The organism is Nitrosospira multiformis, assembly GCF_003050865.1.
GTDB classification, from domain to species: Bacteria; Pseudomonadota; Gammaproteobacteria; order Burkholderiales; family Nitrosomonadaceae; genus Nitrosospira; species Nitrosospira multiformis_E.
Genome location: NZ_QAOK01000004.1, coordinates 99,461 through 118,888, shown reverse-complemented (window position 1 = coordinate 118,888; position 19,428 = coordinate 99,461). Strand labels below are relative to the sequence as shown.

The window sequence follows — 19,428 nt, the reverse complement described above, 5'->3', positions numbered from 1 at the left end:
TTAAAGCGACAATATTAATTCAGCGACCAAACAGTACAAACGCCATACCGGCGGAAGCCGGTATTCAGCTCAAAGCACACCATTATTGGTTTGGCTGGATCCGGTTTGTCAGGATTCGTAATCAGGCCCGGAATGACGAGATTCATAGTATTTTTGGCCAGATCAATAGTACGTAAATAGTACGTATTCAACTGCTCCAGACTCATTGTTTAAGCGTATAGCGAGAGCGGCTCACCCGCACTTCTACATTGTGGGGGCCCCTGTCATCGACAAGGCTGAGAGTCAGTTCTTGCTGCTCGACCCCATCGGCGATAACGACCTCCTTATCCGGATCGATGGCTGCCTGATTAACAATGATCGGATAGGTGGTTTCTTCATAGCGGTATTTCACCGTAAAACTGGCCCAGTCTTCCGGCAGGCAGGGGTTAAAATGAAGTTTCGTCCCTTCCCTTGTAAGACCCAACAGTGTTTCCAGCATCAGGCGGTACAACCAGCCGGCGGAACCTGTGTACCACGACCACCCGCCCCGGCCCGTATGGGGAGGCACCGCATAAACATCGGCTGAGACGACATAGGGCTCGGTCTTGTAGACCGATACAGCCTGTGAAGACCGCCCGTGGTTTACTGGATTGATCATGGAAAGCAGTTCCCATGCCCGCTTATGATCCCGCAGCACTGCAAAGGCCATTGTTGCCCATATCGCAGCGTGCGTATATTGCCCCCCGTTCTCCCGAACGCCCGGCACGTAGCCCTTGATATAGCCTGGATTGAGGTCGGATTGATCGAAAGGAGGATCGAGAAGCTGAATCAGGCGAGCATCCCGCCGGACAAGCTGCTCATCTACCGCTTGCATCGCCTGCCGCTGACGCTCGGCGGAGCCCCCGCGAGATAGAACCGACCAGCTCTGTGCGATCGAGTCGATACGGCATTCGGTATTGCTGGAAGAACCCAGTGGAGAACCATCGTCGAAATAGGCGCGGAGATACCACTTTCCATCCCAGCCATGCTGTTCGATATTCTTGGCCAGCTTGTCTGCTTCCTTCTTGCATCGTTCGGCAAAGGCCGTGTCACCGTGCCCGGCAGCGAGACTGGAAAATTGAATGAGAATGTCATACAGGAAAAATCCGAGCCAGATGCTTTCACCCCGGCCATGGAAACCGACGAGATTCATCCCATCGTTCCAGTCCCCTGTACCCATCAAAGGAAGACCATGTTCCCCAAACCGCAATCCATGCACGATTGCACGGACACAATGGTCATACAAACTGGACACCTGCGCGGAGTGAGCCGGCAGATCGTAGTATGATTCCTCGTCTGAAGCGACAGGCCGGCCTTCGAGAAAGGACACTGTCTCGTTCAGTACTCCGGTATCCCCGGTCGCCACGACATAGTGACAAGCGACCAGGGGCAGCCAGAGGTAATCGTCCGAGCAGCGGCTCCTGATACCGCGCCCCACCGGAGGATGCCACCAGTGCTGAACATCCCCTTCGACAAACTGGCGGGCCGCAGCTCGCAACAAGTGCTCGCGCACCAGAGTGGGTTCGACGTGGACCAGCGCCATCACATCCTGCAATTGATCGCGGAATCCGAAAGCGCCTCCGGATTGGTAGTATCCGCTGCGCCCCCACAGACGGCAGGCAATTACCTGATATAGCAGCCAGCCATTGACCATCACGTTGACGGATGGATCGGAGGTTTCCACCTGCACGCCCCCGAGCGTTCGATCCCAGTAGCGGCGCACCTTTTCAAGTTCATCATGTGCCACTTGTAGTCCGCGCATCCTTTGGACGGTTTCCAGCGCATCTTCACGATGAAGCCCCGCGCCCAGGCGAAAAACGACCTCTCGCGTCGCGCCTGCAGGCAAATCAAAAGGAACACGGATAGCGCCACAAGGGTCCAGTCCCGCTCCTACCCGGCCCGAAAGATCCTGAGCAGCCATACCCGCGGGATTTCGCATTCTTCCATTGCGGCCAATAAATTCCGTCCGGTCGCCAGTCACACTTTGCGTTCTGTCATCGACGTCGAAAAATGCCACCCGGCTTGAAAACTCGTTATTGTAGGGATTGCGCGCAAGCAGCACTCCGCTTGCCGGATCGATCTCCGTGACCACATGCATTCGCGTCTTCTCGGGAAGGTCCCCCAGCACCCACTCCACGTACCCTGTTGCGGAAAGTCTCCGGGGCCGTCCGGAATCATTGCGAATCCGCAATACAACGAACTTGACCGGAACGTCACGAGCAACATAAACCCACAGTTCGGAAAAAACACCCTTTCCTGCATGCTCGAATACGCTGTAGCCGAATCCGTGGCGGGTAACGTAGGAAGCGGCTCCAGGACTCGGAAGAGGGGCAGGCGACCAGAAATCCCCACTTTCTTCGTCTCGCAGATAGTAGGCCTCTCCACTGGAATCGCAGACCGGGTCGTTATGCCATGGAGTCAGCCGGTATTCATGGGCATTCTCACACCAGGTATAAACGTTTCCGCTTTCGGAGATAACCGTACCGAATTGCGAATTCGCCAGAATATTTGACCAGGGAACCGGTGTTCTCCGATCCTGGCCGACAGCGATGACGTATTCGCGCGCGTCGGAAGCAAAGCCCCCAAAACCGTTATCAAACAACAGATTCCGTTGCGGCAATGCCCCGGTTTCTTCGGCATTGGAGCGCTGCACCGGTTTCAGGGGGTTTGGCCGCAGCGGAAGGTCGGCCGGAAGGCGGCTCGTCAACTGTTCGACCAGTTTCCCATTCGTATCGAAAATAATCACTCGCGCCACCGCCTGCATCAGGATCCGGTCTTCCGGAGCAATCTGCTCCCCACGGCGGATGAAAATACCGCCTGGCCGATCGAGCACATGGGCTTCCGCACTGCCGGCCAGAAGCCCCATGATATGATCATGCAGTTGCTGGCGGTAACTTGAATGATCCTCGTTCCAGATGACCAGGTCGACCGCCATCCCTTTCACGCGCCAGTAGGCATGCGCCTGCACCAACTGGCGTACCAGGTCAATATTTGCCATATCGTTGATCTGCAGCAACACAATAGGCAAGTCGCCGGAAATGGCATAACCCCATAAACCCGATTGCCCCTGCCGGTTCTTGCTCAGCAGCGCCTCGTCAGCACGCAGATAAGGACTTGCATACAGGATGGAGCCTGCCATGCGGCCGAACAGCTGTGCATCCGTTTCAGTCGCATTGAGCTGGCGCAGGACAACGAGGCTATGAGTCCAGGCAAGATCGAAAACGCGATTTTTCAGATGCTGGTCCTGGTACTTTTCTACCAGATGCATGACCGCGTGCCGCGAATCTCCCGCGCCCGTGACAATATCCACGATCGCCGACTCCCCGGGTTCTATCATCATCCTCTTGCGGATGGCAACGACCGGGTCGAGCACTGAACCCGAGTTGCCGGACAGCAGTCCTGCATTCAGCATCGCCTGCGGGGCAGACACATCGTTTCCCCGGCCAATGAATGCCATGCGATCGGTCTCATAAGAGGCCGCTTCAGTAGTGGCTCCATCCACCGTCATTAAATGGAACATCCATGGCACCGAGTCGCTTTCGGAGCGAGGACGCCTGCTGCATAAAATGGCGCGACGGTCCGCCAATATTTCCGTTTGCACAAAGAGATTGCCGAAGGCAGGCGCCTGGGCATCGGCCATTGCGGGCGCCAGCACGACCTCAGCATAAGACGTGACCTCGATTTCCCGCCGCGTCCACGCGCGATTGGTGATACGAATTCGCCGCAGTTCGATATCATCCTCGGGCGATACGGTAATCTCGGTATGAGTATCGAAATCCAGATCCCGCCGCCGGAACTCGACCCGTCCTTCAGAAAAGACCACTCCGTAACGCTTTGGCTCTTTCAGCACGGGCTGATAGGTATTCGACCAGAACTCACCGCTTGCAACGTCGCGCAAATAACAGAAGCTCCCCCAGTAGTCACAGGTTCCATCTTCCCGCCAGCGCGTAATGGCCAGATCCTTCCAGCGGCTGCTTCCCGCTCCGCTGTTGGTCACCATGACATGATACCGGCCATTGGAGAGAAGCTGCACTTCCGGAATGGGCGTGTTGGCGGTTGAAAGCAGCCGGATCGGCATTTCCGGAAGTTCCTTGATAACCCGAACATCGGGGAGCTCGGCGATGGGGGAACGTATGACAGTAGCCTTGGGAATTCTCTCCTGCAGCAGGAGCATGGTTGCCTGGAATATGGGTTCGGAATCGAACCGCCGCTGCATGGGCCGGTTAAGCAGCAGGTATGCGAGCGAAAGAAAACTCATTCCCTGATGATGAGCCATGAATGAGCGCACGATCGCGGCCGTCTCGCCCCGGCGAAGTCGCGAGGGCGTATAATCCAGCGCTTCGTAAAAGCCGAATTTTCCCATCATATCCAGGGCGGCCAGCTCCTCCAGATTACGGCAGGCGGCTTCCGGCGCAACCATCAATGCCAGAGCGGATGCATAAGGTGCAATGACCAGGTCTTCTCCCAGGCCGCGCTTGATGCCCAGGCCGGGCACACCGAACGCCCGATACTGATAGTTGAACTGAACGTCTACAGCGTTGTAGCCGGATTCCGAAATACCCCAGGGCACCCCCCGCTCCCGCCCATAGGCAATCTGCCTGTTGACAGCGGCCTTGCAGGTCTGGTCAAGAAGCGTGTTTTCAAAGGTGGGCATTACCAGTAGCGGCATGAGGTATTCGAACATCGAGCCGCTCCAGGAGAGCAAAGCGGTCTCCCCATTGTGAGCTGTAAGCATCCGTCCCAGCGCAAACCAGCTTTCCTGCGGCAACTCGCCTTGTGCAATGGCGACAAAATTGGTAAATCGCGCCTCTGAGGCCAGCAGGTCATAGTAGCTGGCGTCCCGTCGCTGCTCACCCACGTTGTACCCGATCGCAAGCTGCCGCTGCGCAGGGTTGAACAGGAAGCCATACTCCATTTTCGCCATCTCTCCCGCCTGAAAGACCAGGCGTTCGAGAACAGCCAGATGTTCACGCGCTGCCTCCCCGCCCTGGTTTGCAAGTTGTCGCAAGGAGGGGATCTCCGCGGGTGCATCGCGGTCCTCCAGTGCGGCAGACGGTATGAGGCTGCCAAGTTCAGCAAGAGCGCGCTCACATTGCCGATTTAACGCCGTTGCCCATTCATGTGCTTCCTGCCCGGTTGAAGCACGGCGCGCTTTCTCGATCTCATGCGCGATTTCCCTGGAAAGTGCCGCCAGTCGATCCAGTTCGGCATGCAGTCTGAAAGAAGTATGCGGGGAACTTTCCCTTGCGAACTCCAGCGCCTTTCCGAACCGGGATAAAGGAGCACTGGCAGCCTCGGAGCCAGGAGTTCTCTCGAGAATCTGCAGAGTATCGGCAAGAGCCGGAAATAACTCTTCATGGACGACTGGCCTATCCGCTATTGCCATCAACGCCGCACGCAATGTCAATAGGTGGCCTGCAAGATTACCGCTGTCCACGCTCGATACGTAACGCGTCAAGGGAGTTTTTGTCTGCGTATCGTACCAATTGTAAAAATGGCCGGCATGCCGTTCCAGGGCTTCCATCGATTCGAGCGTGTTTTCGGTCCTCTCGATGAGTTGCAATGGGCCAATGTAGCCGAAGTCATAGGCAGTCACATTTGCGAGCAGCGCCAATCCCATGTTGGTTGGCGATGTCCTGTGCGCGACAGTCGCCACGGGGTGCTCCTGAAAATTATCAGGCGGCAGCCAGTTATTCTCAGGACCGACGAAAGTTTCGAAGAAATACCACGTGCGGCGCGAAGTCTGACGTAAAAAGTGGAGTTGCCCCTTGCTTAACTCCGTGCTGCGCAGCGGAAGAGGCTGGCTTATCCACCAGGCAATAAATGGCGCTGCCGTCCACAAAAGCAGTATGGGCAAGGCCGGAATCAGCGCCACGGGAGCAACCACTATCATTCCCGCGCCTGCTGCTACCGCAGCCGCCGGCGCTATCCACATCGCCCTGAAGGAAGTGCCGAGGCCACTCCATCTATTCGTCGAATCATATTCATGTTCCACAAGATGGGAAGGAGTCCATTCAAGAAGCCGGCGGTGTGTGAGGAAGAGTCGCACATGGGTGCGCAGTATCGCATCGAGGCTGAAATAAGCCTCGTACGGGAGACAGGCCAGCCCAAACAGGTTTTGCGCGAAATGCCGCCCGCCAGTGCGCATCGTAGTGACGATGTGAGAGCGCAGAGGCGCTTCGGCCTGTCTCTTCAGCAGATCGGAGGCCAGGGTAATAGCACTCGGAATAACGACCGTGCCGACCACAACCAGTGTCCAGAACCATGCATTGTCGAGCGCCAGCCAACCCACCAGCAGAAGCAGCAGCAGGGCTACCGGTACAAGACTGCGCCGGAGGTTATCCGTCAGCTTCCATCTCGACAGGATGGAAAGCGGGTTTGGCTGATAACTTCCGGCGGGGCCGGGAACCTTGGCGAGCAACCAGCTCGCCAGTTGCCAATCTCCCCGTATCCACCGGTGGCGACGGCTTACATCCGCGCTGTAACGCGATGGGAATTGCTCATACAACTGCACATCGCTCAACAGGCCTGCGCGAGCGTAGCAGCCTTCCAGAAGATCATGGCTTAAAATCCTGTTCTCGGGAAAACGCCGGCAGACCGATTGCTCGAACGCATCCACGTCGTAGATCCCTTTACCGACAAAGGAACCTTCGTAGAATAAATCCTGGTATACGTCCGAAACAACCCGCGTATATGGATCGATGCCTGCTTCACCACCAAATAGCCATGCATACCGGGACCGGTTGGTGCTCGATAATGTCACCGCCACCCGGGGCTGCAGAATGCCGTAGCCTTCCGTTACCACAGCCTTCCCGCCGGTCCTCTTGAGGCGTGGCCGGTTCAAGGGGTGCGCCATCGCTCCGACAAACTGATGGGCGATCTCCCGCGGTAATTGGGTATCGGTATCGAGGGTGATGACGTACTTGATATTGGCAAGCAAATCCGTATTGCCCACCACGATGGAAAATGCTTCCTCTCCCTCGCCACGCAGGAGCGTATTCAAGTCCGCCAGTTTTCCGCGCTTGCGCTCATGACCCATCCACACTCCCTCTTGCGGATTCCAGCAGCGAGGGCGATGGAACAAAAAAAACCGTGTTTCCTGTTTCTGCGCTGACGCTTCCGGAGCGCCATTCGTACCACCGATCATGTCACCTGCAATATGGCTCCCATACTTCCGGTTGAGATCCTCGATGCCCGTGCGGGCGATTCTCAATAAGGAGTCATCTTCGGGAAGCGTTTCCTGATTCGCATCCATGAAATCGGTGAGCAAACCGAAATAGACATTCTCGTCCTGATTTGCCAAGAACCGGACTTCAAGCGCCTCCACCAGGGCCGCGACTTCCGATTCCCGCGACAACATGGTTGGAACCACGACCAGCGTTTGAAATGTGGAGGGAATGCCGTTGGAGAAATCCATTCGCGGCAGCAGATGAGGTTTCACCAGAAAAGGACTCGCCCAATTGACCAGTGCCACCGCCAGCTGACTCATCGCAAACAGTGCGAGCACCCCAACAAGACCTGACAGCCATCCACTTGCACCATCCTCGAGCGCTTCGGTCAGCAGGGTGCCCGTCAGACCCAGCGTGACTAATGCGATGCTGCTGAGATACCAGAAAAGCGGGTATTTGCGGGTTGCGCGCCAGAATTGTTCACGCAGCGACCAGTGGACCTTTATCGCTTCCTCAAGATCAGCGAGCCCATCGTCCGTCAGGTAAAATCCGACATGCTCCTTAACGTTCTCCTCGACGGTACTTGTCGCTGCCTCACGCGCCAGGCGAAGTGCTGTCCGGGCCACGTCAACTTCCGAAAGAGGGCCTGCCTTGGCCAATCGCTCCACCGCATGCCGGTAGTGGTCGCGGCTGGCGAAATCCATCTCCGCATAGATTCCGCCTGGATCTTCCCGGAGGGTCTGTTCCACAACGCTGGTGGTTTCGACGAATTCGCGCCAGTCTATGGCGCCCAGCGTCCGCAAGCTGTTGATACTGTTCGAGATGGAAACCTGATCGGCAGCCTGCTGCTGGTTTCCCAATTGCACCAGCTGGTCGATCGTCTGGTTTGATTCGGCCAGTCGCTGCTCGATCCAGGTCAACGGAAACGCCAGGGCTGGTCCCTGCCCCTGCAATCGGCGCACCAGTTCCGAAATGAACGGGGTTGTCATGGGGGGATTCGACCGCGCCATATCTGCAATGACGAGAACAAGACTTTTCGGGTCTTTTGACGCCACCCGGATGATTTCATCTGCCCAGGTATCAGCGAGATTGCGGTCTGTTCGGCCCGCTGCCACATGCACGCCGACGCGCCGGAGATTTTCGATCAGCGATAGCCGCAGCATGATCGGTATCGCCCATAGTTCGCCCAGTTGCAGATTGACAACCGACTGGTACGCGGTTACGAAGCGTCTGAGGCTCTCTGTATCCACTCTCCCGTCCCCGTGCGATATGGCTTGCAATGCTATATCGTATACACGGGGGAGATTGGCGGATGTTCCCTTGGCAAGGAGGGGTAATTCGCGGCTATAGCTTTTGGGAAGGTGACGCTTGGCGGTGCGAATCTGATCCTCAATGAGGTAAAAATTGTCGTAGAGCCACTCCCCTGCAGGAGTGAGCAGCTTATCCGCCATGACTGCCTCGGTCAGCACACGGCAGATATTGAATAGCGTTGCCTCGTTCTCATCCAGCCTGGCCAGTAACTGATCGGTGCCGCGCGCCGACGATAACTCGTGTGAAGCCGCAAGTATGCCACCGTAAAGCTCCATCTGATCTGCACCGAACAGTTCGGACCGCAGGGGAAGTTCTTCACTCAGTGGAATACGCGGCTTTCCGATATTGCGAAACCGCGCGGTAGCCGAACTCAAAAATTCAGAAACAGGGGTGCCTTTAGCGTTCAATTGGGATATTCTCCAGACTGTGTCCGGTCAGCAGCGAAATTAAAATCGCCTGCCCTTCAGATGGAAGGGCTGCGCCACATGACATTCTGCTCCCGTCCTGTTCTTTGGGTACCGGAAGTTCATGCCTCAGACCTCCTGGAATTGGCAGCGCTTTCCGGAACCGGCGTGGTTAAAAGAAAAGCGAAAGAGCGATTCTGGAAGTATTGCCTGACACCTTCTCTATCCGGTGTCTTCACAGGGCCTGTTACCGCGCTGGGATGGCGCCGCATGAAATTATTACGGGGATTTCACAGGACATCGTTACAATTTCCAATCCCAAGTCCTCTTGCAATTCTCTCTGGATATCGGGTCGATGTATAAAGAAACCGGCTTGAACGATGCAAACGTCTTTTCGAGGCAGATCACAGCCGTCAATGCAGGCATTTTTTCAAGCAGGAAAATGATAAACGGATAACTCATCCGTAGTATGTACGCTAGCGCACAATATGGCCACTGGTAAAATGGAATACTCAAACCTCGCCGCGCGCATCGGGATCTCCTGGAAAGAAATGCTATCATAGGTCTGAACGGGTATCTTGCAGCCGCAAACCTCTGAAACTCGCCTGTGAAATCTTCTGAAGCATTTATGTTTCTTTCAGCATACCCAGGCCGCCGCACCCGACTATCATAAGACTTTCTCTCTACTAGCGGATGCAAAGTCCCCCCACACAGTTCAACCAAAACCACCTTCTAGCCGCTCTGTCCCCGGCTGAACTCGAACGTCTGAAACCCCATCTGGAACTGATTCATATGCCACTTGGCGACGTGCTGTGCGAATCAGGAGGACGCCTTTCCTACGTCTATTTTCCTACGTCGGCCATCATTTCCCTGCACTATATTCTGGAAAATGGTTCATCGTCAGAAGTCGCTGGCGTAGGGAATGAGGGTATGCTGGGCATCTCGTTGTTCATGGGCGGCGAGAACACGCCTACCTGGGCAACGGTTCAGACGGCTGGCTACTGTTACCGTCTGAAGGGCCCTCTCCTGCTGCAGGAGTTCAATCAGGGAGGCCCGCTGCAGCGCGTATTGCTGCGCTATACCCAGGCGCTCATAACACAGATCTCCCAAACCGCCGTATGCAACCGACATCACACGATCGAACAGCAGTTGTGCCGCTGGTTGCTGCTGACGCTCGATCGATTGAACTCCCAAGAACTGGTCATGACTCAGGAACTCATCGCCAGTATGCTGGGTGTGCGCCGTGAGGGCATTACCGAGGCCGCTGGCAAGTTGCAGCAAGCCGAAATCATTCGCTACCGCCGAGGACATATTACCGTCCTCAACCGTGCGGGGCTGCAGGGACATGTCTGCGAGTGCTATGACGTCGTCAAGAAGGAGTTTGAGCGCCTGTTTCGCGACGTAAAAAAATCCTGACTAGCGGCCTTTTCTCCTCCTTCGCCTCGAGTTCTGCGTCTCCCTACCGCATTTATCTCATTTCCGTGTGGCAACCCAAATCCGCACTTGGTTGCAGGTACTCGCTGCCTTCCAGTGTGCGCTGACGTACCGAACCGTTGTATGGGCAGAAGTATCATGACCATCTTCTTCTGCTTCGGGTCAGAAACCCGCCGTGACCATGAGAGTGCGTACCAGACAAATACTATCGGTCTCCGGCATTGCCTTCCTGCTGCTTGTCATCGCATTCTTCATATGGTTCGACTGGAATATGCTGAAACCATTTATTGAACGACAGGTTACGGAGAAGACGGGCCGTGAATTCACGATTCGCAATCTCGATGTAAATCTGTCGCTCCATCCTCTCATCAGTGTTGAAGGACTTTCGCTTGCGAATGCCGAGTGGGGGACCGAACAACCCATGGTTGCCGTGGATAAGGTTGCGGTACGGATCAGTCTATGGGACCTCCTGTCCGGCGACATCGTGTTGCCCGAGCTCTCCATTACGCGCCCTCGGGTACTCCTGGAAAAAAGCATGGATGGAAAGCGAAATTGGGACCTGAAAAAAGAAGAAAAAAAGAAGATGGAACTGCCTCAAATTGGCCAATTCACCCTGGACCAGGGAAAAGTCCTCTTCCGCGATCCGAAGACCAAGACAGATATAGCAGCCGATATATTCACGGATCCAGCGGTGGATGCCAGAGAATTGCCCCTTCATGTGGCAGCGGAAGGTAAATTTACCGACCTGAAATTCACAGCGCGAGCGCAAGGCGGCAAGATAATGTCGCTTGCAGATAAGGCTGTTCCCTATCCGATCAAAGCGAGTGCCGAGGTCGGAACAACGCGCGCAAGTGCAGACGGAACCATCAAAGGGCTCGCCGAGATGGCGGAAGTGGACCTGAAGCTGGACTTACACGGGGAGGATTTATCTGCACTCTACCCAGTAACCGGCATCGTTATTTTCCCCTCCCCACCGTACCACATTTCCGGAAGGATGTTGCACCACGATACGGAGTGGTCCATGAAGGGATTTTCCGGAAAGGTGGGCAACAGCGATCTTGGCGGCGATATCGTATTCGACACGGGAGGCGAGCGGCCGCTCCTTCGCGGCGACATGGTATCCAAAGTACTGGACCTGAGCGATTTGCAAGGTTTTATTGGAGCTCGACGCGGGCCGCAACCGCAGGACACCCCAGCGGAAAAACAGAAAAAGAAAGCTTCGGCAAAGGCCCAGAAAGGTCGAATTCTGCCGGATAAGGAGTTTGGAGTAGAAGGTCTTCAGGCGATGGATGCCGACATAAAATTCAGGGGTGAATCAATCCGCAACAAGGAGTTGCCGGTGGAGCATCTCGTAAGCCACCTGAAAGTAGACAATGGACTTCTGACCCTGGCCCCCGCCAACTTTGCGGTGGCAGGTGGGAATATCATTTCGAATATCACAATCAACACGCGCCCGGAAGTACCCAAGGGAGAAATCAAGATTGCGGTCAAGCGACTGCAACTGCCGAAACTCTTTCCCAAGCTTGAAATCACGAAGAGCAGCACGGGTCTGATCGGCGGGGCAATGGATATCAAAAGTCACGGCAAGTCCGTCGGTGCGCTGCTGGCTTCGGCCAACGGCGACTTTGGGCTGATCATGTCAGGCGGCCAGATCAGCAAGCTGTTGCTGGAAGTGATCGGACTTGATGGGGGCCAGATCATTAAGCTCCTGTTTGCCGGAGACAAAAACGTGCCGGTAAGGTGCGGGGTAATCGACTTTGATATCAAGAAAGGCATCATGAGCAGCAAAGCTTTCGTCATCGACACGACCGATACCAAGATTGTCGCTGAAGGACAGATAAGCCTCGCTGAAGAAAAGATTGACATGAAACTGTCTCCCCAAGCCAAAGATGTCAGCATCCTGAGCCTTCGCACCCCTATTCACATAGAAGGCACTTTCAAGGATCCTATAATCCTTCCCGACAAGATATTGGCCATACGCGCGGGGGCAGCGGTCATACTGGGGGTTCTGGCAACACCTTTAGCAGCACTCATCCCGACCCTTGAAACCGGACTGGCCGAGGATGCCAATTGCAGGGCGTTGATCGCTTCAGTGGAAACGCCGGCGAAGCGCGCGGCTGGAGTCAAAGATAAGAAAGGCGAGGATCATCCCAAGGCGTCCAGATCAAAGTAATACGAAGAAATATTCTGAGATGACTGTCTCCCCTGCTTACCTTACTCGCTCCCCGCTCAGGGAGTCTTTCGGGTTTTAGGGGGAAGCGAAGGGAGTAAAAATCACAACTGCAGAAAATGACTATTTTCTGGGGAATGACAAGCATGGTAAGAAAAGCGTCAATAGCCTGATCTTGTCTGCTACTCATTAACCAGATTATCGAAAAGAACCACAAATCGCCCAACAATCGGGAGGACAACATGTCCGGATACGGGCCTAACCAGATCAGCGAGAGAGCCATGGCCAATGAGACCGAGAAATACGAGGAAAAAGGCAGTGACATTCCAAAACAGCATCAACCACGCCAGCCCGGGCTGGAAACGGAGATGACGCCTCAACCCGACTCGACAATGGAGGAATACCACGGAAGCGGCAAACTGGAGTCAAAAGTTGCGATCATTACCGGGGGAGATAGCGGCATTGGACGATCTATCGCCATTGCTTTCGCAAAGGAAGGGGCGGATATTACAATCGTATATCTCGACGAGCATGAAGATGCTCAACGTACCAAAGAAGAAGTCGAGAAGTGTGGAAGAAAATGCATTTTAATAGCGGGCGACGTGGGAGACGAAAAATTCTGCACCGAGGTAGTGGAAAAAACGATTTCCACATTCCATCATGTCGAAATACTTGTGAATAACTCGGCCGAGCAGCATGTTCAGGAAAACATTCTCGATATCGATAGCGCGCAGCTCGAGAAAACCTTCCGCACGAACATATTTTCAATGTTCCATATGGTGAAGGCTGTACTCCCGCATTTGAAGAAGGGAGCGCGCATCATCAACACCACCTCTGTCACCGCCTACAAGGGAAGTCCCCACTTGGTTGATTACTCCGCAACCAAGGGTGCAATTGTCGCGTTTACCCGCTCCCTGTCCCTCCAGTTGATCGAACAGGGAATACACGTAAATGCGGTTGCCCCCGGTCCAATATGGACTCCGCTGATACCTGCCACTTTTCCTCCGGATAAAGTCGGCGATTTTGGAAAGAATGTCCCGATGAAACGCCCGGGACAACCTGATGAAGTCGCTCCTTGTTATGTCTTTCTGGCCTCTCAGGACTGCTCCTACATGTCCGGACAGGTGCTGCATCCCAATGGCGGCAATATCGTAAACAGCTAGAGAATAACTGCGAAACGTGGGCAGTTTCTCCTGATATGATAGGCATCGCAGGAATAGTACTGCTCAACAGGATGTATAAATTCCGTCTCGAGATGGAAGGGAGGAGACGAGATGTTCAATTTAGGATCGATGTTCAACCTGGGCCCCTCCGAGCCAGTAGTGGGCAAGGCGAGCATTCTTCTTGAATGTCCAGCGCGACAGGCATTCCAATTTATCGGTGAAAATCTCTTTTTGAACTACCCCAGGTGGTCACCGGAGGTGAAGGAACTCGAGCAAATCACCGATGGTCCGGTCTGCCTCGGAACCATCGCGCGGCAGGTGCGTGTTGACCAGGGACATCGTTCGGAGTCAAAGTTCAGGATTACGATTTATGAGCCCCATCGCCGTCTGGCATTCGCGGGCATCTCCGACCCCTTTCGCTGCATCTACGAGTTGCAGGACGAGCAGAATTCAGGCTCAACCAGGCTTTTTTTTAAGTTCGAATTACTCGAGATCCAGATGGTAATGCGCCCATTTGAACCAATGATCAGGACCGCGGTGCAGGGCGGCGCGGAACGAACGGTACAAAATATAAAGCGCCTGGTGGAAAGCGAACCAGGCGCATGAGCTAATGTGCCTCCATCATTCCCGCACGAGGAACCTGCAATGACCCAAGATTCCATGAACACACCCAAGCAGATAGAAGACGACCGCCCCCTCTGGGATATCGTGCTTGGAGTCTATGGCTACCCTGCATTACTGCTGGCGCACAAGCTGAAAATATTTCCCCTGCTCGCCGACGAGCCACTGTCGCTCACCGCAATCTGCGGCAAGTTGAATATCAAGGCGCGCCCCGCTGAAGCCATTTTAACCACTGCAACCGCGGCCGGTTTCTTATCCTTTCAGGATGGGTACTACTCCCTCACGCCAATTGCGGAGCACTATCTGCTGGAGACGAGTCCGAGTTATTTCGGCTATTTCTGGGATCTGATGATAGACGACGATCAGGTACATTCCTTTGCCAGTCTGAAAAAAGCAATTCTTTCAGACAGTCCCCAGGTTTATGGAGGGTCAGGCATATATCATCAGTCTCCGGAGGAGCAGGTGGAGCAAGTACGCAGGTTTACCCGCGGCATGTACAGTTTCAGCATTACCTCGGCCCTCTACTGGCCAGGTATACTTGATCTGTCCAACTACCAGACAATGCTCGATATCGGAGGAAGCTCAGGCGCCCATTCAATTGGCGCCGTATCAAAATGGCCGAAGTTGCAGGCCATCGTTTTTGATTTCCCGCTCGTCTGTGAGATTGCCCAGGAATTCATCGCCCGCCAGGGCCTGCAGGACCGTATCCGGACACAGGAAGGAAGCATGTGGAGCGACACGCTGCCTGCAGCCGATCTTCACTTTTATTCCACGGTCTACAATGACTGGCCTCCGGAAAAATGTAACTTCCTCACCGCTAAAAGCTTCAACAGTCTTCCTTCCGGGGGCCGCATCATCATCCATGGGATGCTTTACAACGATGAAAAGACTGGACCGTTTGCGGCCGCCGCCTTCAGCATGCTGATGATGGGATGGACGGAAGGCAGATCATATTCTGGCAGCGAGCTTTCAACAATGCTGACGGAAGCAGGATTTCAGGACATCGAGGTGCGCCCGGCCTTCGGTTACTACAGCCTGGTTACAGGAGTGAAGCCCTGATATCTGCCCTTCATGCCTTGGATGAAGGGTTGAATCCCAGCTTTTTCATGGCAGGAACTATCGACTGATTCATCTCTGCATAGTCGGCCCAGGGGTCGTTACCCTTATCCAGGCGTTCATGAATGTTGGAGGCGGACCAGCGCGCACTGCTTTTCAGCGAGGAGAGTTCCTCCCATGCCAACGGTACAGAAACGCCCAATCCGGGCCGTGCGCGTACTGACCAGGCAGATACGGTGGTGGCTCCGAACCCATTGCGCAGGTAATCGATGAAGATCTTTCCCACCCGGTTGCGCGGGCCGCTTTTTGCGGCGAAACGTGTCGGAATGGTTTTAGCCAGATGCTGTACGATGGCTTGGGAGAAACCTTTCACCGTATCCCAATCGCGCAGCCTCCTGATCGGCACGATGATGTGCAAACCCTTGCCCCCACTCGTTTTCAGGAAAGATTTCAACCCCAGTTCCTTGAGAAAGACATTGACGAGCTGGGCTGCCTCCTGGATGATTGGCCATTCGACTCCGCTGCCGGGATCCAGATCGAATGTGATTCTGTCAGGCTTGCCAATGGCATTCCTGGTGGCGTTCCACGTATGGAACTCGATCACGTTCATTTGCGCTGCGGAAAGAAGGCCTTCAGCGGTTGAGATTTCGAGCAGCGGAGGGTGGTCAGGGTCGAGCGACGGATCAAGCTGCTCGACCCCCGCCATGTTCTCTTTCTCCCAATGCTTCTGAAAAAAGAGCTCGCCCGATACCCCCTCGGGAGCGCGCACGAGCGAGACCGGCCGCCGCGCAAGGTGGGGCAGCATTAAAGGCGCTACCAGCGAGTAGTAGCGTATGAGATCGATCTTTGTAAACCCGGTGGAGGGATCGATCACACGGTCCGGGTTCGTCACTTTCAGGGTTTTTGGAATGGCGTTTGCAGGCGCCGCCTCCGCGGCAGGATGCACGGGCTTCTCGCGAACAATGACATCCGCCTTTTTGTCCGATCTCAAACCGTGGAATACCGAGTGGCGAATGTGGCCCCCTCGCGTCCATTCACTGAAGGAGACTTCTGCGATAAGCCGGGGTTCGACCCAATGCGCGTTTTTATCGATGCCACTCGCTTTCACAAAAGGACTATCCGTCGAAGCAATCCTGTCCAGCTTTGCCCTGAGGTCCTGCAGCGTCTTATCGCTGAATCCCGCGCCCACATTTCCCGCATATCTGAGTTTTCGGTCTTCATCATAAAAACCGAGCAGCAAAGATCCGATACCCTTCCGCGTACCTTTGGGATCTGTATACCCGCCGATAACGAATTCCTGGCGGTTTTTACATTTGAGCTTTATCCAGTCCTGAGATCGGCGCGAGACATAAACTGAGGTTTTACGTTTGCCGATCACCCCTTCCAGTCCAAGCCGGCAGGCGGAATCGAGAATTTTTGCTGGAGAGGCGTCGAAAACGTCGCTGAAGCGTATTTCGTCAGGAATGGGTGCCTCAAACAGCTTTTGCAGTAACGCGCGGCGTTCGACAAGGGAAGCGTTCCGCAAATCATACCCATCATAGAAGGGCACATCGAAGAGGTAATAAATGATGCGTTCGGTATGCGCGCTGTCGAAGGCATTCTGCAATGACTGGAAATCGGGAATGCCATTTTCGTCCAGCAGCGCAATTTCGCCATCGAGCCAGGACGACTTCAGTTTGAGCTTTCCCAGCGCTTTTACCAGATGTGGCAGCTTGCGGGACCAGTCGTTTCCGTTCCGCGTTATGAGGCGAACTTCTCCTCCCTCTATCCTGCTCAACATCCGGTACCCGTCAAACTTGATTTCGTAAATCCACTCTTCCGGATCCAAAGGGGGTTCGTCCACAAGTGTGGCGAGTTCCGGCGTCAATGTGTGCGGAAGATCGGCCTTGCGCGCATTGTCCGGCAAGGCCGTTTTCGTTCCCTTTCGCGATATCGAACTGCTTTTGGGTGATCCGCTTTCCAACATTGCGGGATCTTTGGAAGGGTCTGGCAGGTCGAGTTCGGCCACACTGTCCGGCATTTCGTCCACCACACTGTACTCCCGTGACGAACGGACATATTCATCTTTTTCTTTTATCAACAGCCAGGGTTCCTGCTTTTTGTTTTCCTCCCTTCTCATGCGCACCAGGGCCCAGTGCCCTTTCAGTTTGAATCCGCGCAACTCGAATTTCAGCTTGCCGTCACGATACCCCTTGCGGGGATCTTCGAGAGGAAGCCAGGTTCCCTTATCCCAAATAATGACTTTACCGGCGCCATACTGACCTGACGGTATCTCGCCTTCAAAACTGTTATAGGAAACGGGATGGTCTTCGACGTGGACCGCCATGCGTTTGTCATTAGGGTCGAAACTGGGCCCTTTGGGGACGGCCCAGCTCTTCATCGTTCCCTCCAGTTCCAGCCTGAAGTCGTAGTGCAGACGCGTTGCCCAGTGCTTCTGGACAACAAAGGACAAAGCCTTGGCGGTGCTCTTGATGGCTGTCTTGCCGCTGGCAGTGCCGCTCGGCTCGGGGGTTATCGAGAAATCACGTTTGGCACGGTAAGTTTTAAGCGAGTCCTCATTTCTCATTCTATGGAATCTGCCCTATACTGCCCGGCGCTTATTCGCGCCGCGGGCAGGTGCAGATGAGGCAGTCGTCGACCTGGCGGGCTTTCTGGCAGGTTTCCGGTCACGGTCTTCGTTATCTGTGTGCTTCTTCAGGCTGCGCTGGAGCAATTCAGTGAGATCCAGTATTTGTGCGCCGCCACGCTGCAACTCGACTTCTTCCGGCTGAGCCACAGTCTGTATATCACCCGTTTCGACCTTCTCCTTCACGAGTTTCATGATTTCGTCCTTGAACGAATCGTGAAATTCATCCGGGTCCCATTTGCCGCTCATGTCCATCACCAACTGCTCAGCCATTTTCAATTCTTTATCGGTAATGCCGGCCTCCTTGGCCCCCTCGGCCGGAAAACCCAGGTTTTCCCAATTGCGGATTTCATCCCCCCAGCGCAACAGATTAAGAACCAATGCGCGGCCGGACGGAATAAGAGCGGCAAGGTGCTGTTTTGTTTGAATAATCACTCGAGCAATGCCGACGCGCTCGGTCCTGGACAGGGTTTCGCGCAAAAGCGCATAAACCTTTTCGCCTTTATTGGCGGGTGTGACATAGTAGGGACGCTCCAGATAGATGAAGGGAATATCGGCTGCCGGTACGAACATTTCGATCGCAATCGTCTGCGTGGCCTTGGGATAAGCGGAGGCAATCTCCTCCTGGCTCAAAACCACGTAATGATCATCCTCGTACTCGATTCCCTTGACGATATCTTCCTTATCGATCTCTTTCCCGGTCCTCTTGTTGATGCGTTTATAGCCGACGGGATCCATGCTGCGCTTGTCCAGCCAGTCGAAATTCAAACCCTGCTCTGTCGTTGCAGCATGAAGGGCCACGGGAATATGCACCAGTCCAAAACTGATGGCGCCCCTCCATAAAGCCCGGGTTGAAGCAGATGCAACCATGATTGAGCGGAGAAGTGAATCCCTTTTCAGGGGCAAATATCGAAATACAGATCATGCTCTTCCCTCCTCCATTTGTATGTGCGATTGCGCACCCTGGAAAATACGAGCCTTTTCCACTCTGCCACTCTGATTTGTGTTCTTTCGAACGGAACTGCTGGTCTATGGATGAGATGATCGGAACTGGATGCGAACCCCTGATCGCGGAGTGCAAAAAAACAGTGCCGGGCAGCATACCGGACTTCACACCTTTAACGCTTTTTACATATTTAACATAATCGTAATATCTACATAATATCGACTGGAGCCAGCTTCAGAAGAATCGGAGGCATATGGATTACTTCAATTTGCTACAGTGGCCTGCCATGGTGATCAACATCCTTTCGGTCTGGCTCCTGACTTACCAGGCCAGGCGGAGGCGCCAGGCCGGTTTTCTGCTTTCTCTCCTCAGCAATGTGTTATGGATAATCTGGGGATGGCATGTCCAGGCGCTTGCGGTTCTCGGTCTCCAGTTCGCCCTGGCAGCAATCAATATCCGGGGAGTTCAAAAAACCGACTGAATAATCCGGAACAAGCGCGCAGGGACATC

The 19,428-nt window shown here is 54.5% G+C and carries 9 protein-coding genes; 6 read left to right on the top strand and 3 right to left on the bottom strand.

What is annotated here, in order from left to right; translation table 11 throughout:
- Nucleotides 1-202: 202 nt before the first annotated feature.
- Nucleotides 203-8,905 (bottom strand): GH36-type glycosyl hydrolase domain-containing protein, encoded by an 8,703-nt coding sequence (locus C8R21_RS03625; RefSeq protein WP_107761480.1) that lies wholly within the window; start codon nucleotides 8,903-8,905, stop codon nucleotides 203-205.
- 690 nt (nucleotides 8,906-9,595) lie between these two features.
- Here C8R21_RS03625 and C8R21_RS03620 point away from each other — a divergent pair.
- From C8R21_RS03620 to C8R21_RS03600, 5 genes are all read left to right on the top strand, one after another.
- Entirely contained in the window at nucleotides 9,596-10,318 is a 723-nt protein-coding gene (locus tag C8R21_RS03620) for a Crp/Fnr family transcriptional regulator (RefSeq protein ID WP_107761479.1), read from the top strand.
- Nucleotides 10,319-10,517: 199 nt separating this feature from the next.
- The gene (locus C8R21_RS03615; RefSeq protein WP_107761478.1) at nucleotides 10,518-12,509 is read left to right on the top strand and encodes an AsmA family protein; all 1,992 of its coding nucleotides are present in this window, start codon (nucleotides 10,518-10,520) and stop codon (nucleotides 12,507-12,509) included.
- Nucleotides 12,510-12,748: 239 nt separating this feature from the next.
- Nucleotides 12,749-13,669, top strand: coding sequence for an SDR family oxidoreductase (locus C8R21_RS03610; RefSeq protein WP_258192237.1), 921 nt, complete (start codon nucleotides 12,749-12,751; stop codon nucleotides 13,667-13,669).
- Nucleotides 13,670-13,780: 111 nt separating this feature from the next.
- On the top strand, nucleotides 13,781-14,275 hold the full coding sequence (locus C8R21_RS03605; protein WP_107761477.1) for an SRPBCC family protein: 495 nt from the start codon (nucleotides 13,781-13,783) through the stop codon (nucleotides 14,273-14,275).
- A gap of 39 nt (nucleotides 14,276-14,314) precedes the next feature.
- Nucleotides 14,315-15,349, top strand: a complete 1,035-nt coding sequence (locus C8R21_RS03600; RefSeq protein ID WP_107761476.1) for a methyltransferase — start codon at nucleotides 14,315-14,317, stop codon at nucleotides 15,347-15,349.
- A 10-nt stretch (nucleotides 15,350-15,359) separates the two neighbouring features.
- On the opposite strand, the gene ligD is transcribed toward C8R21_RS03600, so the two are convergent.
- Together ligD and ku are read right to left on the bottom strand one after the other, a co-directional pair.
- The gene (gene ligD / locus C8R21_RS03595; protein ID WP_107761475.1) at nucleotides 15,360-17,912 is read right to left on the bottom strand and encodes a DNA ligase D; all 2,553 of its coding nucleotides are present in this window, start codon (nucleotides 17,910-17,912) and stop codon (nucleotides 15,360-15,362) included.
- A 15-nt stretch (nucleotides 17,913-17,927) separates the two neighbouring features.
- Complete coding sequence (gene ku, locus C8R21_RS03590; protein WP_107761474.1) at nucleotides 17,928-18,842, bottom strand: non-homologous end joining protein Ku; 915 nt, start codon at nucleotides 18,840-18,842, stop codon at nucleotides 17,928-17,930.
- A 329-nt stretch (nucleotides 18,843-19,171) separates the two neighbouring features.
- Here ku and C8R21_RS03585 point away from each other — a divergent pair, with 329 nt between their 5' ends.
- Nucleotides 19,172-19,399 carry a hypothetical protein gene (locus C8R21_RS03585; RefSeq protein ID WP_074974315.1) on the top strand — a complete coding sequence of 76 codons (228 nt, stop codon included), beginning with the start codon at nucleotides 19,172-19,174 and terminating at the stop codon, nucleotides 19,397-19,399.
- The last annotated feature ends 29 nt before the right edge of the window (nucleotides 19,400-19,428 follow it).